Origin of the sequence: Cellulomonas sp. KH9 (assembly GCF_900114185.1) — a bacterium.
GTDB lineage: Bacteria > Actinomycetota > Actinomycetes > Actinomycetales > Cellulomonadaceae > Cellulomonas.
In genome coordinates this window covers 550796-569004 of sequence record NZ_FOSE01000003.1, presented here as the reverse complement: position 1 = coordinate 569004, position 18209 = coordinate 550796, and the positions used below count along the sequence as shown (strand labels likewise).

12 protein-coding genes are annotated in these 18209 nt (G+C 74.2%); 5 read left to right on the top strand and 7 right to left on the bottom strand.

The genetic code is table 11. From position 1 onward, the window contains the following. Nucleotides 1–41 precede the first annotated feature (41 nt). Nucleotides 42–4679 (bottom strand): LamG-like jellyroll fold domain-containing protein, encoded by a 4638-nt coding sequence (locus tag BMZ16_RS12360; RefSeq protein WP_143082829.1) that lies wholly within the window; start codon nt 4677–4679, stop codon nt 42–44. Between the two features lie 217 nt (nt 4680–4896). Between BMZ16_RS12360 and BMZ16_RS12355 the strand changes: the two genes are divergently transcribed. Genes BMZ16_RS12355 through BMZ16_RS12345 form a run of 3 tightly spaced genes read left to right on the top strand, consistent with a single transcriptional unit; the run spans nt 4897 to nt 7600 of the window. After that, the gene (locus BMZ16_RS12355) at nt 4897–5610 is read left to right on the top strand and encodes a CDP-alcohol phosphatidyltransferase family protein (protein WP_089800824.1); all 714 of its coding nucleotides are present in this window, start codon (nt 4897–4899) and stop codon (nt 5608–5610) included. Further along, the gene (locus tag BMZ16_RS12350; protein ID WP_089800822.1) at nt 5607–6896 is read left to right on the top strand and encodes a polysaccharide biosynthesis protein; all 1290 of its coding nucleotides are present in this window, start codon (nt 5607–5609) and stop codon (nt 6894–6896) included. The genes BMZ16_RS12355 and BMZ16_RS12350 overlap by 4 nt, the downstream gene beginning before the upstream one ends. Next, the gene (locus BMZ16_RS12345; RefSeq protein ID WP_089800820.1) at nt 6893–7600 is read left to right on the top strand and encodes an acyltransferase; all 708 of its coding nucleotides are present in this window, start codon (nt 6893–6895) and stop codon (nt 7598–7600) included. The genes BMZ16_RS12350 and BMZ16_RS12345 overlap by 4 nt, the downstream gene beginning before the upstream one ends. Before the next feature lie 38 nt (nt 7601–7638). Here the strand turns inward: BMZ16_RS12345 and BMZ16_RS12340 are convergent, their stop codons facing one another. The 6 genes from BMZ16_RS12340 to glmU all read right to left on the bottom strand — a co-directional run bounded on the left by BMZ16_RS12340 (nt 7639) and on the right by glmU (nt 15965). Next, a complete protein-coding gene (locus tag BMZ16_RS12340) occupies nt 7639–9699 on the bottom strand; it encodes a glycoside hydrolase family 71 protein (RefSeq protein WP_089800818.1) in 2061 nt (686 codons plus the stop codon). A gap of 277 nt (nt 9700–9976) precedes the next feature. After that, nucleotides 9977–11503: a sugar transferase gene (locus BMZ16_RS12335; RefSeq protein WP_089800816.1), complete on the bottom strand. Its 1527-nt coding sequence runs from the start codon at nt 11501–11503 to the stop codon at nt 9977–9979. A gap of 170 nt (nt 11504–11673) precedes the next feature. Then, nucleotides 11674–12294, bottom strand: coding sequence for an aminoacyl-tRNA hydrolase (gene pth, locus BMZ16_RS12330; RefSeq protein WP_089800814.1), 621 nt, complete (start codon nt 12292–12294; stop codon nt 11674–11676). Between the two features lie 89 nt (nt 12295–12383). After that, nucleotides 12384–13001, bottom strand: a complete 618-nt coding sequence (locus BMZ16_RS12325) for a 50S ribosomal protein L25/general stress protein Ctc (protein ID WP_089800813.1) — start codon at nt 12999–13001, stop codon at nt 12384–12386. A gap of 313 nt (nt 13002–13314) precedes the next feature. Then, nucleotides 13315–14298, bottom strand: a complete 984-nt coding sequence (locus BMZ16_RS12320; protein ID WP_089800811.1) for a ribose-phosphate diphosphokinase — start codon at nt 14296–14298, stop codon at nt 13315–13317. After that, entirely contained in the window at nt 14295–15965 is a 1671-nt protein-coding gene (gene glmU / locus BMZ16_RS12315; protein WP_089800809.1) for a bifunctional UDP-N-acetylglucosamine diphosphorylase/glucosamine-1-phosphate N-acetyltransferase GlmU, read from the bottom strand. The genes BMZ16_RS12320 and glmU overlap by 4 nt, the downstream gene beginning before the upstream one ends. Before the next feature lie 242 nt (nt 15966–16207). On the opposite strand from glmU, the gene BMZ16_RS12310 reads away from it, so the two are divergent. Together BMZ16_RS12310 and BMZ16_RS12305 are read left to right on the top strand one after the other, a co-directional pair. After that, nucleotides 16208–16834, top strand: coding sequence for a TIGR00645 family protein (locus tag BMZ16_RS12310; protein WP_089800807.1), 627 nt, complete (start codon nt 16208–16210; stop codon nt 16832–16834). A gap of 81 nt (nt 16835–16915) precedes the next feature. Continuing rightward, entirely contained in the window at nt 16916–18157 is a 1242-nt protein-coding gene (locus BMZ16_RS12305; protein WP_089800805.1) for an MFS transporter, read from the top strand. Nucleotides 18158–18209: the final 52 nt, after the last annotated feature.

Here is an 18209-nt window from a genome sequence, read left to right as displayed (position 1 = left end):
TGGTGGGGCGGCGGCGGGACGCCGGTCCCGCACGGTGCCTGTCACGGCTCCGTCACCCCGGGGTCCGTGCCCGGGTCCGCCGCGGGCGGCGGCCCCGCCGCGGTGCCGGGCGTCGGCTCGGGCTCCGTGACCGGCTCCGTGGGGACGGCGGCCGGGGCCTGCTCCGGGCGCGGCGGGGCCGGTGCCGGGACCGCGGGCACCGCGTGCCGGTCACCGGGGGCGGTGCCGCCCGTGCCCGACGGCGCGGGTGCGCCGCCCTGGCCCACGGCGGTGTCCGCTGCGGCTGCGGCGGCCTCCGGCGCCTCGGCGGGCGCAGCCACCGGGGTGAACGTGAGGGTGAGGACCGGTGCGTACGCGGCGTTCGTCGCCTCACGCGACCAGAACCGCGCGTTGTCCGACCCGCCACCGGCCAGCCGCAGGGTGACCCTGCCACCCAACGACGACGCCAGCACCGCCGGGTCACCGACCACCTCGTAGGCCGTGTTGCGCAACGGCACCTGCGGCAACGAACCCAGCACCACCCCGGCACCCGTCGGCCGGTTCGCCCAGGTCACACCCGACTCGGTCCACGACCCCCCGACCACCGAGGCCGTCACCTCACCCTCCGACGCCGCCGCCGGATCGGTCGAGGTCCGCACCCCCAGCACCGCCGACGTCAGCCCCGCACCCGCCGGCGCGGCCGGCAGGTCGAACGACAGGAACGACTCCTGCGCCGAGGCCTCCGAGCGCACCGCCAGCTGCGTGTTCGACCCGTAGTTCGTCGAGGCCGCCGAGGCCAGCACCATCGCATCACCCGAGGCCTGCACCACCACCGTCACCGGCTCGCCGGCCGGCTCGGGCACCGTCACCGACACCACCTGCGACGGCTCGGACACGTTGCCCGCCGCGTCGAACGCCACGACCTTGTAGAAGTACTCACCCGGCGGGCGACCCTGGTCCACCACCGACAGACCCGTCACCTCACCGACCAGCACACCCTCACCGACCACGAAGTCCGCCGACACACCCCGGAACACCCGGTACCCGGCCACCCCACGATCGTCCGACGCCGCCGACCACACCACCGACACCGCACCAGCACCGTCCACCGACCCCGACACCCCACCCGGAGCACCAGGAGCCGACACGTCCGGCCCGAGCAGCGTCACCTCGGCGGCCGCGCCCGGCTCGCTCGCGTTGCCTGCCGCGTCGTACGCGACGACGCGGTAGTGGTAGGTCCCGACGTCGAGGCCCGTGTCGGTGTGCGACGTGCCCGTCACCTCGGCGACCTGCGTCGTGCCCGCGGGCGGGAAGTCCGGCGACGTCGAGCGCTGCAGGACGTAGCGGGTGACGGCGCGGTCGTCCTGCGCCGCCTCCCACGTGAGCCCCACGGCATCCTCGCCGGTCACCGTCGCGGTCAGACCGGCCGGCGCGTCGGGCGCCGTGGTGTCCGGCCCCGCGACGGTGATCTCGACCGTGGCGCCCGGCCCGCTCACGTTGCCCGCGGCGTCGTGGGCCAGCACCTGGTAGTAGTACGTGCCGGCCGCCAGCCCGGCGTCCGTCACCGACGTACCGGTGACGTCCTCGAGCTCGGTCGTCGACCCGGCCGGGAAGTCCGGCGAGGCGGACCGGCGCACCGTGTACCCGGTGACGGCGACGTCGTCCGTCGCCGCCTCCCAGACCAGCGCGACGGCGTCGTCCCCGACGGCCGTGGCCGTCAGCCCGGCCGGCGCGCTGGGCGCGGTCGTGTCGGGCAGCGGGAGCTGCGCACCGAGCGCGTGGTGCAGGGCCACGTCCTGGCCGGTCAGCACGGTCCCGTAGACGGCGACCTCGTCGATCGACCCCGTGAACCAGGGGCTCGTGGTGCCACCCCAGGAGGTGTCACCGCCGACCCGCCAGTACCCGGTGTAGGACTGCGCCCCCGTGGCGGCGTTGGTGCCGACCAGCTGACCGTCGACGTACAGGCTCATGCCGGTCAGCGGCGAGTGCGTCGCGACCACGTGGTGCCACGCACCGTCGGTGTACGCCGCCGGGCTGACGACCGTGTTCTCGGTGCCGGTCCAGACCCCGAACACGAGCCGGCCGTCGTCGCGCTGGTACACGTGCCGGTCGTAGTTGCCGGACAGCCCGGACCGCTCGTTGCCGAAGCCGATGAGCTTGCCACCCACGGCCGACGACGACTGGAACCACAGCTCGAGCGAGTAGCCGCGCGGGTCGGTGAACGACACGTCGGAGGCGATCGTGCCGCCGTCCGCTGCACCGGTGCCCACGGGCGTGAAGGTCGCGGCCGTGCCCGGCTCCACGACGCCCGGCGCGCCCAGGGCGACCCGGCCCGTCACGGTGCCGGTGACGCCGTAGCGGCCGGAGTCCGCGACGGTCCCGGTGGCCGACGGCTCGTCCAGGCGCCAGTACAGGTCGGGGTCCAGCCCGTGGACCGCGGCACCGTAGGCGTCGACCGGAGCGGGCGGGACGGCGGGCTCGCGCCCGGTGGCACGGTAGTGCGACTCGACCTGGGCGCCCGTCAGCGCCGTGGGGTACACGGCCGTCTCGTCGATCTGCCCCGCGAAGAAGTTGCTCGTGGGCCGCGACGGCCACCCGTTCAGCTGGTCGCCGCCGATCCGCCAGGAGCCCTCGTAGGCCTGCGCCACCGAGTTCGCGTTGCGGGCGACCCGCTTGCCGTCGACGTACAGCGCCATCCCGGTCGGACCCTGCGTCGCGACCACGTGGTGCCACTCACCGTCGTTGAACGACTGGGCGGACGTCACCGCGACGGCGCTGCCCGTGTACGTGCCGAACACGAGCCGGCCGTCGTTGGTCATGTAGACGTGCCGGTCGTAGCTGCCGGACAGGCGCGTGGCGCTGGTCCCGGTGTTCGGCTTGCCGTTGCCGAAGCCGATGATCTTGCCGCCCCGCGTCGTGGTGGTACGGATCCAGGTCTCGACCGAGTACACCGACGGACCGGGCACGGTGCGCTCGTCGTACGCGTAGCCCGTCGCACCGTCGAACGTGGCCGACCAGCCGGCGGCCCCGGTCGCGGCGTCGTCGCCGCCCCGGTGCGTCACGCCCTCCATGTAGTTGACCTGCGAGGCGCCCGACGCGGAGTCGACCCCGTACCGGCTCGACGCGAGCTCGCCGCGCCAGTAGAGCTCCGCGCCGTCGTCGATGACCGCGGAGGCATAGGCCTGCGTCGTGGTCGCCGCACGGGCGTTCACACCGCCCGACTGGGGGCTGGTGTTGGTGCCGTCGCTCGCGGTGACGCGGTAGGTGTACTGGACGCCGGGCGTCGCCGTCGTGTCGACGAACGAGACCTGGGGACGGACCCACCAGCGCGAGTCGCCCGTGACCGTCGCGATGGGCTCGCTCGACGACCCGCGGAAGACGCGGTACGTCAGCGCCCCGTCGTCGTCGTCGTACGACGCCCGCCACGCCAGCCGGATCTCACCGGTGCGCAGGGACTCCGCGCGCACCACCGGGGTCGTCGGCGCACCGGTGTCCGGGCCGTCGGCGAACCGCGTGAGCGACTGCTGGGTGTTGCCGTTGACGCGCGTGAACTCGCCACCCACCCACAGGTAGCGCCGGGCACCGGCCTCGGCGACGGTCAGCGCACGCGGGCCGATGCCCTCGCCGATGCCGTCGTTGAGCCGCGGGCGCCACGCGAGCATCTCGTTGCTCGCGTCGGCCCGGTTGGCCGTGAGGTACACGCGGACACCGTCGGTGAACTCGCCCCGGTTGTTCGACGCGCAGTCGTGGTGGTGGTGCGCCTCGTAGACGATCGAGCGGTCGACGAGGATCGCCTGCGTCGCCCCGAGGCACCGGTCCCGCCAGCGCTGCGCGAACGACCCGTAGTCGACGGCGAACGACCCGTCGAAGACGCCGCCGCCGGTCCCCTCCGCACCCGCGTAGTACCCCGTGTCGTCCGCCGTGACCGCGTGGATGACGGACGTGTCGGGGATGAAGCCGCGCGGGAAGTTCCGGACGTTCGCCCCCGTGGTGGCGTCGACCACCGCGAACCCGTGGCTGTCCTGGCCGTTGACGGTGAAGAAGTCGCCGCCGACGGCGACCGTGCTGCCGTCCTTGCCGGCCGCGACCGCGAAGCCGCGCAGCTCGGCGTCCGCGACCCACGGGAGCAGCGCGCCGTCGGTCGGGGAGACCGCGGCGAACGAGCCGCGCGGCTGCCCGGCCACGCTCGTGAAGTCGCCCCCCAGGTAGACGGCGTCCTGCGTCACCGACACGGCGCGCACGACCGAGGAGATGCCGGTGGGCCGGAACGCCGCGCGCACGGTGCAGGTGGGGACGTCGAGCGCCGCGAGGCGGGCCACGTTGGTGCCGCCCACGTTGGAGAAGTTGCCGCCGATGTACAGGGTGCGGCCGTCCGGCGCGAGCGTCAGCGCGCGGATCGTCGCCGTCCCGCCCGACAGCGTGACGGACGGGCGGCAGGACCGCGGCGCACCCGTCGTCGCGTCGAAGCTGGCGAGCGCGGAGACCGTGATCGGGGACCCGCTGCCGCCGACCGGCGGGTCGAGCCGGCTGAAGGTGCCGCCGGCGAAGACGGTGTCACCGACGGCCGCCACGGCCCAGACGGTGCCGTTCGTCTGCCAGGTCGGCAGGTCGTCGGCCGTGAACCCCAGCCCGTCCGACAGCGCGTGCGCTGCCGGGCCGGACACCACTGCTGCCCCGACGAGCGCGATGGCCGCTGCCACCGAAGCCCCGCGAGCGACGATCCTCTTCATTGCCGACCTCTCCCGGACTTCAGTCCCACGACGTGGGGGAAGAGTAGGCCTACCAAACGGTGTCAAGGGAGACATCTCGGGCATCTTCACCCCCGGTCGCACGGGCTCCCGTCGCCCGCAGGGGCCGCACGGGTGAATCACGGGAGGGGATTTGCCCCGATTGGCCGGTTGTCGCCACAGTTGGCACATGCAGAGGTGGCGCAGGACGGTCGGCGAGCTCGCCGCGGCCCAGAAGGCGGCCCGGGGGGTCTCGCTGTGGTCCCGGTACGTGAACCGCCCGCTGGGGCGCCGGCTCGCAGCGGCGGCGATCGTCCTGGGGCTGTCGGCCAACGCCGTGACGGTGCTCAGCGCGCTGGTCACGGCCGCGGGGCTCGCACTGGTGGCGCTGGTGCCGCCCACCCTGTGGTCCGGCCTGCTCGCGGCGGCCCTGCTGGTACTGGGCTTCGCCCTCGACTCGGCCGACGGCCAGGTCGCGCGGTACACGGGCACCGGGTCGGCCGCCGGCGAGTGGTTCGACCACGTCGTCGACGCCGGCAAGATGGTCGCCGTCCACGCGTGCGTGCTCGTCGGCTGGTACCGGTTCGGGGACCTGCCGGGTGAGGCGTGGCTGCTGCTGCCGCTGGCGTACCAGCTGGTCGCGGTGGTCGTCTTCGCGGGCGGCACGCTCGCCCCCCTGCTGCGCCCCTCCCCCGCACCGCCCGCCGCCGCCTCGACCGCGCGGGCCGTGGCGCTGCTGCCCGCGGACTTCGGCGTGCTCGCCCTGACGTTCGCCACCTGGGGTGCACCGGTCGTGTTCCGGTCGCTCTACGCGCTGCTCGCGGTGGCGACCACCGTCATCGGCACCGCGCTCGTCGTGCGCTGGTTCACCGGGCTCCGGGCCCCGCAGGCCGTGCTGTCGTGACGGCCGCCGGGGGGACGGGCCGCACGGGCGGGACCCTGGGCCGCGGCGTGCGCCAGACCGCGGGCTTCGCCCTCGGCATGGTCGTGCTCGCCGTGGCGTCCCTGCTCCTGGTGCCGGCTCTGATCGCCGCGGGCGGACCCCGCGCGTGGGGCGCCGTGGCCGTGGGCCAGTCGGTCGGCACCGTCGCCGCCGTGCTGATCGGGCTGGGGTGGGGGGTGTCGGGCCCCGCCGTCGTGGCCCGGGCCGGGACGGCCGTGCGCCGGCGGGAGTTCCTCGACGCGGTGCTCGCGCGCGGCGTCGTCGCGGTGCCCGTCGTCGCGGTGGCAGCAGGGCTGGCGGCGGTCCTCGCCCCCGGCCACCGCCCGCTCGCCGCCCTCGCAGCGGTCGCGCTGTCGCTGGTCGGGCTGTCCGCCAACTGGTACTTCGTCGGGACCGCCGCACCGTGGGCGCTGCTGCTGACCGAGACCGTGCCGCGCGCGGCGGGATCGCTGGTCGGCGTGACCCTGCTGCACGGCGGGGCGGCACCCGCCGTCGGCATCGGCGCGCAGGCCGGCGGGATCCTCGTCGGCGTCCTCGCCTCGACGCTCTACGTCACCACCCGCACGCGCGCCGCCGGGCCGACGCCCCCGCGGCGCACGGTCCGCCGGGTGATCGCCGGTCAGCGGCACGGCGTCGCCACCACCGTCCTCAGCGCGGCGTACGGCGCGGCCCCGGTGCTGCTGGTCAGCCTCCTCAGCCCGGCGGCACTGCCCGTCTACGCGCTCGTCGACAAGCTGCAGCGCCAGGTCTACGTCGCCGCGACACCCGTGGTGGTCGTCCTGCAGGGCTGGGTCGCCCGCGCGTCCGGCCGCACGATGCGCGCCCGGATCCGGCGCTCCCACGTGCTCGTGCTGGCGGCCACGACGACCGGCGGCGCGCTGGTGACCGTGCTGCACGAGCCCGTCTTCGACTGGTTCGGCGCGGGCGAGGTCGAGGTCCCCGTCGCAGTGGTGGCACTCGCGGCGCTGTGGCTCCTGCTCAACCTGCAGGAGTCCGTCGCCGCACGGGTGGCCCTCGTCCCGCTGGGGCGCATCGACCTCGTCGCGCGGGTCACCGCGATCGGCACGGCGGTCGGGCTCACGGCCGTCGCGGTCCTCACCGTCTTCTGGGGTGCGGTCGGTGCGCTCGTCGGCATCTGCCTGGGGCTCGTCCTGCGCCTCACCCTCTGCCTGTACGGCGCCCGCGCGGGCGCCGCCCCCTCGGCCCGGCCCGTGCCGGACGCCGTCCACCAGGAGGTCACCACATGAGCCGGCTCCTGCACCTCGCCCGGGCGGTCGTGTGGCTGGCGCCCGCCGGCCGCGCCAAGAACGGCCTGCTGCGCACGTTGGGCCACCGGGTCCACCCGGACGCGGTCGCCCGCGCGAGCCTGGTGTGGAGGGTGGACGCGCTGACGCTCGGCGCCGGCGCCCGCCTGGGACGCCACAACCTGCTGCGCGACCTCCGCGAGGTCGTCGTCGAGGAGGGCGCGTCCATCGGCCGGATGAACGTCATCACGGCGCACCCGGCGTTCGCACGCAACCCGGGCAGCGGGCGCCTGCACGTCGCGCCCCACGGCAAGATCACCAGCCGCCACAGCATCGACTGCTCCGCCGCGGTGACCGTCGGGGCGTACTCCTCGATCGCCGGGCGGTCCTCGACGCTCATGACCCACTCCGTCGACCTCGCGATCGACGCGCAGCGCGCCCTGCCGATCACGATCGGTGAGCGGTCGTTCGTCGGCACGCACGCGGTCGTGCTCGGCGGCGCGTCCCTGCCCGCACGCTCCGTGCTCGGCGCGGGCGGCCTGCTGCTGCCGGGCCTGCCGGACGACAAGCCGGGAGGCCTCTTCGCCGGCGTCCCGGCCCGGCGTCGCGCCGACGTCACCGGCCGCTGGTTCGAGCGCACCGGCACCCACACCCGGCACATCGTCCGGGTGGACGAGCAGGGCCACGAGACGGTCGAGGACTTCTGACGCGGCGGTCCGGACCGGACCGCCGCGTCGGCCGAGCGTCAGCCGCGGCTCGAGGCCGCCACGTACTGCAGGTCCTGCACGAGCGGTGACGAGACCACCGCGAACGGCGACGTCACCCGCGCGATGGTCGCCCCGCTGCGCGTCGCGGAGGCCGACACGGTGCCGAGCGCGAGCGGGAAACTCCGGGCGTCGACGCCGGCGGGTGCGGTGTACGTGTGCGTCGCGCCGCCGATCCGCACGGTCACGGCCGCCGGCGCCGTGAGGAACGTCTGGACCTCGACGGTGTCGCGCGGCTTGGTCGACGTGGTGCCGCCGGACATGAGCTCCATGAGGTCGTGGCTCAGCTGCGGCTTCGCGTCGACGGGCTGCATGCGGTGGGTGAGGTACACCGCGTCTCCCGTGACGGCCGGAGCGCGACCCTGCTTGAACTGCGTGCCGTAGTACCCGCTCACGTCGAGGAAGACGTTCCCGTGGTGCACCGAGGGCGCGAACACCGTGTTCTCGCTGTAGTCGTTCCACGCGACGAGCTGCACCATGTCCGCGCCGTCCTCGATGGCCCGCTGCCAGCTGGCACGCAGCGTCTCGAGGTTCGCCGCCTCCTGGAACACCCCCTGCATGGGCCGCGAGTCCTGCACGGAGACCGGAGCGAGCCACTGGTCGCCCAGCTCGTGGGCCTGCGCGGCGAAGTTGCGCCCGGCCAGGATGTTGCCGGGGTTGCGGGTGCCCCAGACGCCCTGCGCGTAGGTGATCGGCGCGAACGCCTCCATGTTGTCCACGGCGTTGAGGAACGTCGGCATGAACGCCGCGTCGACCCCGTGGTCGGTGCGCAGCTTCGTCAGCACCTGACGCCACCAGTCGACCGACTTCGCCTCCGCCTTGAACGCGGAGATCACGGGACGGCCGTCGGGCAGGCGGTAGGCCGACGGCTTGGCGACGTACTCGGCGAACTTGGCGGTGATGAGGTCGATGTCGGACTTGCCGGCGGACGTCGTCATGTCCAGCTGCGGGATGACCACGAACCCGCGACCGTCGGCCTGGGCGGCGTCGGCCATGCGCACGGCCCGCTCCCAGTGGAAGTTCTCCAGGTTGAGCAGGTCGACGATGAACCCGTCGATGCCGGCGTCGACCGCCTGGTCGATCTCGGTGCGGGCGTCCGTCGTCTTCCAGTCACCGGACAGCGGGGAGCGCTCGACGGGTCGGTCGCGCAGCAGGCCGCCGTACTCCCGGTGCGCGCCGCCCTCGCCGTCGGGCGCCAGGTAGTTGCGGGCGTAGTAGTCCTGCGACGGGGCGGCGTTGTCCAGCGAGATCGGGTACGGCGTGAAGTAGTGGGCGAACACCTTGGCCTGCCCGGTGCCGGCGACCTGGTACGGCAGCCGGGTGCTCTGCGGCGGGTTCGGGGCGGCCGTGGGCGAGGGCGCCGCGGACGCCGTCGGCGTCGGGCGCACCGTCGCGGTGGCGGTGGGGCGCGGCGTGCTGCTGGGCCGCGGCGTCGCGCTCGCCGACGGGCGGGGCGTCGCGGTGGTGCGCGTCGGTGTCGGCGTGGGGGCGGCCGTCGAGCCGCCGGTCGTCCACGTGAGGACGAGCCGGGGCCCCTTGCTCCCCAGCTTGTCGAGCCGGACGCCCGACGCGCGCACGTCGTACAGCACCTCGAAGGACGTCGCACCGCCGGCGACGACGCCGGAGGGGTCCAGGCGTGCCGACATGGTCGCCCCGGGGACGGCCGTCACGGGCGCGTTGAGCGCCGCGCCGCGGGCCGTGGGCCGGTTGGCGGACGTCACGGCCGAGGCCCGCCAGCCGGCCGGCACGCTGCGCACGGCGAGGCCCGGGGTCCGGGTGGCGCTCGTGCGGACCGACAGGCGCAGCTCCGCGTTCGTCACGGTGGCGCCGGCCGGCACCACGGACGTGTCGAAGGTGAGGTACGTCCGGTAGACCGACGACGTCGAGACGAGGACGTCGTACTGCGCGTAGTTGGTGCGTGGCGCCGCCGACGACGTGAACGTCGCCTGGGTCGGCGTCAGGGTGACGGACCCCGAGTCGGCGGCGGACGCGTCGTCCGCCCGCGAGAACGAGACCAGGACCACCATCGCCGCGAGCAGCATGGCCGCCCAGCGTCGGAGCGGGGAGCCGGCGACGGGGGCGGCGTGCCGCCCTGCCCGTGAAGTCGTTTCACCCATACGACGACATGATGGTGCAATTCACCCGGTCGCTCCCCCTCGCGGGTGAAGTGTGACGTACGTCACTGTCTGCGGTCGGGCGCTTTCCCGTCGCTGACCGGCACCGATCCACGGGAGGTCGCCGGGGGCCCGCAGTCCGGCATCTGGACAGACGACCGCACCGGCACCCGCGTCGCCGGGTACCGGTGCGAATGCGCCTCCGTCAGTACGCGCCGGAGCTGCGCAGGACCGCGCGGGCCGTCTTCCACAGGATCATGAGGTCCATGGCGACCGACCAGTTGTCGACGTAGCGCAGGTCCAGGCGCACGGACTCGTCCCAGTCCAGGTCGGACCTCCCGCTCACCTGCCACAGCCCGGTCAGTCCGGGCTTGACGTGCAGCCGGCGGTGAACCTGGTCCTGGTACGCCTGCACCTCGTGCTCGAGCGGCGGGCGCGGGCCCACGAGCGACATGTCGCCGCGCACGACGTTCCACAGCTGGGGCAGCTCGTCCAGCGAGTACCGGCGCAGCCAGCGGCCCACCGGTGTGACCCGCGGGTCCTGCCGCATCTTGAAGAGCACGCCCGCGCCCTCGTTGCGCGCGCGCAGCCCTTCGAGGCGGGCGTCGGCGTCGACGTACATCGTCCGCAGCTTCCACATGGTGAAGCGCCGCCCGTCGACACCCACGCGCGTCTGGTGGAAGAACGCCCGCCCGGGGGACGTGGCCCGCACGACCGCCGCCGCCGCCAGCACGACCGGCAGCGCGACCACACCCGCGACCAGCGCCAGCGTGACGTCGAGCACGGCCTTGGCGACGGTCCGCCGCCGGGGCGCGCCGACCTCCACCTCGAGCAGGGACAGCCCGGCGGTCGGGCGCACCGCGAGGCGCGGGCCGGCGACCTCGACGAGGTCCGGCACCACGACGAGATGGGCCCCGGCACGGCCGAGCGCCCAGCTCAGCCGTCGCAGCGCCTCACCCCGCAGGTGACCCGCACCGACCACCACGACGTCCGCGGCGTGGTCCACCACCACCTGGACGACATCGGCGGTGGCGCCGAGCACGGGGACGTCCGTGGCCGGCACGGAGTCGAGGTCGGACACGCAGACCCCGATCACCTCGTACCCGTGGTGCGGGGCGGCGTGCAGGTCCGCGGCGACGCGCTGCGCCGTCGCGACGTCCCCGATGACGACCGTGCGCATCATGGCCTGGCCCGCGAACCGCCACCGGTGCACCCGCCGTCGGCCCGCGTGCCGGACGACCGCGACGACGCCGACGGTCAGCGGGACACCCAGCAGCACGGTCTGGCGCGGCACGGGCAGGTCCAGCAGCCACGACAGCGCCACGAGGGTGGCCGCGACACCGGCGCCGGCACGCAGGACGGCCTGGAACTCGGTGGGTCCGTCCCCGACGCGGTCCCGGTCGTACCCGCGGAACGCTCCCACGAGGGCGACGAACAGCAGCGCCCCGAGCAGGCTGGCGAGCACGGCACGCGGTCCGTCGGTCGACCGCGCCAGCAGGGCGTAGGTCACCCCCGCGGCGACGATCGCGTCGAGCGCGCACATGAACCGCACGTAGTGGGCACCCACCGCACGCCAGCTCTCGGCCAGCAGTCCGCCGTCGGAGTTGACCGGCGTCACGCGCCGCTCGAACGGCTGCGCGGAGGCCCAGGACCGGCGGGGCTCACGAGCCGTCCCGCGTCGCTCACGTTCGTCGGTGGTCCGCCACGCGTGCTCGTCAGCCGTCAGTGTCATGGCGTCCCCCGGGCTCAGCGCGTGCCTGCAGTACCCAGGAGGCTATATGCCCTGTTCGGGCTGTTGCGGGTGATCCGTCCGATTTCACCCGTTTCACACGCAGTTGTCACCCACCGCAGAACGGCGGGTCGGTGAACATCCGGTGAACGCCCGGACGCCCGGTCGCGACCTCAGGAACGGGTGTGGAACCGCAGCTGGGCGGCCTCCAGCCCGTCGAGGACGACGGCCTCCACGGCGTCCGCGGCACGGTCGACCAGCCACGGCAAGTCCTTCTTCTCCGCGCCGGTGAAGTCCTTGAGCACGAAGTCCGCGGGATCCTGCCGGCCCGGGGGGCGCCCCACGCCGACCCGGACACGCACGTAGTCCTTGGACCCCAGGGCCTTGCTGGTGTCGCGGAGCCCGTTGTGGCCGCCCTCACCCCCGCCGCGCTTGAGCCGCACGTCCGCGAAGGGGATGTCGAGCTCGTCGTGCACCATGACCACCCGCTCGACCGGGACGTCGTGGTACCGCGCGAGCGCCGCCACCGGCCCGCCGGACACGTTCATGTACGTCGTGGGCTTGGCCAGGACCACCCGGGGGCCCGGGGCCCCACCGGGCAGCGTGCCCAGACGCACGTCCGCCGTCACGGCCTGCGGCCGACGACCGAGCAGACCCGCGCTACGGGACCCGAACGACGCACCCGTGCGCCGTGCGAGCTCGTCCAGCACCATCTGGCCGACGTTGTGCCGGTTGCCGGCGTACTGCGGGCCGGGGTTGCCGAGGCCGACGACGAGCCAGGGTCCGTCGCTCACGGGGAGGTCTCCTCCGGGGTCGGGGGTGCGGGGGCACGGCGACGCCCGGCACCGTGGACGGTACCGGGCGTCGCGGGGAGCGGGGTCGCTCAGCCCTCGGAGGCCGAGGCGGCCGACTGCTGCGCGGCGAGGTCGGCGGCGGCCGCGTCGGCGGCGACGTCGGCGGCGGACGCCTGCGGGGTGCTGATGGTGACGACCGTGATCTCCGGGTCGGTGACGAGCGTGGCGCCCTCGGGCAGGACGACGTCGCCGGCGGTGATCGTGGCGCCGTCGGCGAGGCCCTCGATGGAGACCTCGACGCCCTGCGGCAGGTGCGTGGCCTCGGCCTCGAGCGACAGGTTCTGCGTCTCGACGACGTGGATGGTGCCGGGGGCCGACTCGCCCACCACGTGGACCGGGACGTCGACGGCGACCTTCTCGCCCTTCTTCACGATGAGCAGGTCGACGTGCTCGATGACCTGGCGCACGACGTCACGCTGGACGTCCTTGACGATCGCGAGCGTCGTCGTGCCGTCGAGCTCGATCGAGTACAGGGCGTTCGAGTGCTTCAGCGCGAGCATCGTCTCGTGGCCCGGCAGGGCGACGTGCAGGGGCTGCGTGCCGTGGCCGTAGAGCACCGCGGGGACCTGGTGCGCGCGGCGCAGACGGCGCGCGGCGCCCTTGCCGAACTCGGTGCGGGCGGTGGCGGCGAGCTTGATCTCGGACACGTGTGCTCCTCAGCGTGGGGTGGCGCCGCGGTGGTGCGCGGGCGCGGGTCTTCGTGGTTCGGCCCCGTGGGAGGTGCCCCTCGGGTGGTTCGGGCGCGGGGCCCGGTGGCCTCGACGCGGGACGCAGGACGGGCACGCGGAGGCGACCACCCAGTCGATCACGGAGCCGGATGGGCCCGCGGGGATGGTGCTTCCCGCTCGACCGTCCGTCGTCCCTCGCCGAGGCAACCTGACGATCCTACCGGACGACCGTGTGCCGGACGACCGTGTGCCGGACGACCGTGTGCCGGACGACCGGGAGGTGGCGGACGTCTCAGGCGTTGCCGTCGAACAGCGAGGTCACGGAGCCGTCGTCGAACACCTCACGGATCGCACGGGCGAGCAGCGGGGCGATCGACAGCACGGTGAGCTGCGGGAACCGACGCTCCTCGGCCACGGGCAGCGTGTCCGTGATGATGACCTCACGGGCACCGCACTGCTGCAGCCGCTCGACCGCCGGGTCGGACAGCACGCCGTGCGTCGCCGCGACGATGACGTCCTTGGCGCCGGCCTCGAGGACGACCCGCACGGCCCCGGCGATGGTGCCGGCGGTGTCGATGAGGTCGTCGACGATCACGCAGCTCTTGCCCTCGACGTCACCGACGACACGGTTGGCGACGGCCTTGTTGGGGCTGCGGATGTCGCGCGTCTTGTGGACGAACGCGAGCGGTCCCCCGCCGAGCTTGGCGGCCCACTGCTCCGCGACGCGGATGCGCCCGGCGTCGGGCGAGACCACCGTGACGTTCGAGGTGTCGACGCGCGTGCGCACGTACTCGACGAGGATCGGCTGGGCCCACAGGTGGTCGACCGGCCCGTCGAAGAAGCCCTGCGTCTGCGCCGCGTGCAGGTCGACGCTCATGATGCGGTCGGCCCCGGCCGTGCGGAACAGGTCGGCCATGAGGCGGGCCGAGATCGGCTCGCGACCGCGGTGCTTCTTGTCCTGGCGGGCGTACGGGTAGAACGGCGCGATGACCGTGATCGTCTTGGCCGACGCGCGCTTCATCGCGTCGATCATGAGCAGCTGCTCCATGACCCACTGGTTGATGGGCGAGCAGTGCGACTGCAGGATGAACGCGTCCGCGCCGCGCACGGACTCCCCGAACCGCACGTAGATCTCGCCGTTGGCGAAGTCGTACGCGGTGGTCGGCAGGAGCTCGATCCCCAGTGCGTCCGCCACGTCCTGCGCGAGCTCGGGGTGCGCCCGGCCGGAGGCCAGGACCAGTCGCTTCTCCCCGTCGTGGCTGATGATGCCGGTCATCGCTGCTGCCCGTCCTCGGTCGTGGTGCCGTCCGCGGGGGTGTCCGCGGGGTCGTCGAGCTGCGCCGGCTGGCCGGGCAGGTGCGGGGGCGGCGTCACGGGGACCGACGCGGTCGCCGCGCGCTCGAGCTCTGCGCGCGCCTGCGGCGAGAGCCCGGCGACGTCGCGCGTGCCCCGGGCCCGCGCGGCCGCCTCGGCCGCGGGCGTGCCGGCGCGCGAGCGCGCCACCCAGCCCTCGATGTTGCGCTGCGAGCCGGCGCTGACCGCCAGCGCGCCGGGCGGCACGTCGCGGCGCACCACGGTGCCCGCGCCGGTGTACGCCCCGTCGCCGACGACGACGGGCGCGACGAACATGTTGTCCGAGCCCGTGCGCGCGAAGGAGCCGATGACCGTCCGGTGCTTGTTGACGCCGTCGTAGTTGACGGTGACGGACGCGGCGCCGATGTTCGAGTGCTCGCCGATCGTCGCGTCGCCCACGTAGGACAGGTGCGGGATCTTGGAGCCGGTACCGATCTGCGCGTTCTTCGTCTCGACGAACGTGCCGATCTTGCCCTCCGCGCCCAGCTCGGTGCCCGGGCGCAGGTAGGCGAACGGGCCGACGGTCGCGCCCTCGCCGATCACGGACAGGGACCCGTGCGTGCGCACGACCGTCGCGCGAGGTCCGACCTCGCAGTCGGTCAGCGTGGTGTCGGGGCCGACGGTGGCGCCCTCGCCGACCGTCGTCGCACCGTGCAGCTGGGTGCCCGGCAGCAGCGTGACGTCGCGCGCGAGGTCGACGTCGACGTCGACCCACGTCGTCGTCGGGTCGACGACCGTCACGCCCTCACGCATCCAGTCCTCGAGGATGCGGCGGTTCAGCTCGGCCCGCAGGGCCGCGAGCTGCACGCGGTCGTTGACGCCCTCGACGCTCAGCGGGTCGTCGGTGCGCAGCGCCCGCACGTGGCCGCCGTCGGCCCGCGCGATCGCGAGCACGTCCGTCAGGTACACCTCGCCCTGCGCGTTGTCCCGCCCCAGCCGCGCGAGCGCGGCGCGCAGCACCGCGGCGTCGAACACGTAGACGGACGTGTTGATCTCGGTGATCGCGCGCTGGGTGTCGTCGGCGTCCTTCTCCTCGACGATCCCCAGCACATCGCCCGTGCCCGGCTCGCGCAGGATCCGGCCGTAGCCGGTCGGGTCCGGGACCTCGGTGGTGAGCACGGTCACCGCGTTGTCGTCGGCGGCGTGCGCGGCGAGCAGCTCGCGCAGCGTGCCGGCGTCCAGCAGCGGCACGTCCCCGGCGATCACGACGACGGCTCCGGTGACGACGGCGTCGGCGGCGGCACCACCGACGTCGTGACCCGTCGCGGCGGCGTCGGCGGCGGCGGCCTGCGCGGCGGCGTCCAGCGCGGTCATGGCGACCTGGACGGCCCGGCCGGTGCCGGGGATGTCGTCCTGGTCGACGAGCAGCGCGTCCGGGTCCACGCCGAGGACGTGCGCGGCGACACGCTCGCGCTCGTGGCGGACGACGACGGCCACCCGGTCGGGCTCGAGCGCGCGCGCCGCGGCGAGCGCGTGGCCGACCATGCTGCGGCCGGCGAGGGGGTGCAGCACCTTCGGCGTCGAGGAGCGCATCCGCGTGCCCTCACCCGCTGCGAGGACGACGACGGCGGCTGGGCGGGGGACGGTCACCAGTGGGTGCTCCTCGCGGGTCTGCCCGGGTGGGCGCGAACGTCTGCCGTGACAGGACTCTACCGTCGACCCGCCGACCCGCGGCACGGCCCGGGCGCGTCGCGGGGCCGCCGCAGGCCCGTCACCTGCGACGTCCCGCCACCCCCTGTGGGAGAGGTCACCCGGTCGCACGGGAACGGGGCGCTGCGCCCACGCGTTCAGTGCGCGCCGGGATCCCGGCCCCCGTACCGACAAGGAGCACCGTGACGTCGTCGCAGCCGGCCGTCGAGACCGTCCCGCCCACCGACCCCGCCCAGCCCGTCGAGGCGGTCGAGCCGACCCGGCCGTACGCACGGTCGGTCTCGTCGCTGATCTTCTTCTCCCGCTGGCTGCAGGTGCCGCTGTACCTGGGCCTGATCGCGGCGCAGGTGGTGTACGTCTGGCAGTTCCTCAAGGAGCTGTGGCACCTGGTCGACTTCGCGGTCTTCGGCCACGAGGTCGAGTCGATGGCGGGCTTCGGCACCGAGGCCACGACGATGCTCATCGTCCTGGGCCTGGTCGACGTCGTGATGATCTCGAACCTGCTCATCATGGTCATCATCGGCGGCTACGAGACGTTCGTGTCCCGCATGCGCCTGGACGGGCACCCGGACCAGCCGGAGTGGCTCAGCCACGTCAACGCCAACGTGCTGAAGACCAAGCTCGCCATGTCGATCATCGGCATCTCCTCGATCCACCTGCTGCGCACGTTCATCGAGTCCTCGGTGGGGCACGTGACGGGCGAGACGATGATGTGGCAGACCCTCATCCACCTCGCGTTCGTCGCCTCCGCGCTCGCGCTCGCGTGGATCGACCGGATGTCGCAGGGCACGGCGCGCCCCGCACACTGACCCCGCACGGGGCGGGGCGGGGCCCGGGGGCGCGTGCCACAGTGACCGCGCCCCGCCCGCCCCGCGCCACCGAGGACGCCCGTGCCGACGACGACGCCCAGCTACACGACCACCCGCCACTCCGCGCACGTCGCGTACGTGGTGCAGGCTGTGGTCAACAACCTCGCGCCGCTGCTGTTCGTCGTGTTCCACACCGCGCTCGACGTCCCGGTGGCGCAGCTCGGTGCGCTCGCGGCGCTGAACTTCGGCGTGCAGCTGCTGACGGACCTCGTCGCGGTGCGGGTCGTCGACCGCATCGGGTACCGCCGTCCGATGGTCGCCGCGCACGCGCTGGCGGCGCTCGGGCTCGTCCTGCTCGCGGTGCTGCCGTTCGTGCTGCCCTCGCCGTTCGTGGGGCTGTGCGTCGCGGTCGTCGTGTACGGCATCGGCGGCGGGCTCCTCGAGGTCCTGGTGTCGCCGATCATCGAGCACCTGCCGCAGCCGGAGGAGGCCAAGGCGGCCGGCATGGCGTTCGCGCACTCCTTCTACTGCTGGGGGCAGCTCGCCGTCGTCGTGCTGAGCACCGCGCTGCTCGCCGTCGTCGGGTCGGACCTGTGGCCGCTGCTGCCGGTGCTGTGGGCCCTGGTGCCGCTGGCCAACCTGGCCGTGCTGCTGCGGGTGCCCATGCCGGGGACCGTGCCCGACGAGCACCGTACGAGCCTGCGCTCGCTGTTCGGCACGCCGCTGTTCCTCGCCGCCCTCGTGCTGATGGCCACCGGCGGTGCCGCCGAGCTGACCATGGCGCAGTGGTCGTCGTTCTTCGCCGAGCAGGGCACCGGGGTGCCCAAGGAGGTCGGCGACCTGCTCGGCCCCGGTCTGTTCGCGCTGCTCATGGGCCTGGGGCGGGTCGCGTACGGGCTGTGGGGGCACGGCGTGCCGCTGCGGCCGCTGCTGGCGGCGTCGGGAGTCGCGACGGCGGTCTGCTACGTGGTCGCGGCCACCGCCGCGGTGCCGGTCGTGAGCCTGGTGGCGTGCGCCCTGTGCGGGCTGACCACGGCGCTGCTGTGGCCGGGGACGTTCTCCCTGACGTCCGCGCGGTTCCCGCTCGGGGGTGCCGCGATGTTCGCGGTGCTCGCGCTCGCCGGGGACGCCGGCGGCACGTTCGGCCCGCTGGGCGTCGGGCTGTTCGCGGACCTCGCCGCCGGCCCCCTGGCGGGGGTCGCCGCGGCGCTGCCGCCGGACACGGGCACGGGCCTGCGGGTCGGGATGCTGCTGAGCGCGGCGGTGCCGGCGGTGTTCGCCCTGACCGTCCTCGTCTCGGGGCGGGAGCGCACCGCGGCCTGATACCGACCGGCTCGTCGGGAATGCTTGACCCTGGGCGAAGTGCCTCGTTACG

Coding starts and splice junctions, on each gene's coding strand:
- BMZ16_RS12340 (WP_089800818.1), bottom strand. CDS start 9,699: ATGCTGCTCGCGGCGATGGTGGTCCTGGTCTCGTTCTCGCGGGCGGAC.
- BMZ16_RS12355 (WP_089800824.1), top strand. CDS start 4,897: ATGCAGAGGTGGCGCAGGACGGTCGGCGAGCTCGCCGCGGCCCAGAAG.
- BMZ16_RS12345 (WP_089800820.1), top strand. CDS start 6,893: ATGAGCCGGCTCCTGCACCTCGCCCGGGCGGTCGTGTGGCTGGCGCCC.
- BMZ16_RS12320 (WP_089800811.1), bottom strand. CDS start 14,298: ATGACCGGCATCATCAGCCACGACGGGGAGAAGCGACTGGTCCTGGCC.
- BMZ16_RS12335 (WP_089800816.1), bottom strand. CDS start 11,503: ATGACACTGACGGCTGACGAGCACGCGTGGCGGACCACCGACGAACGT.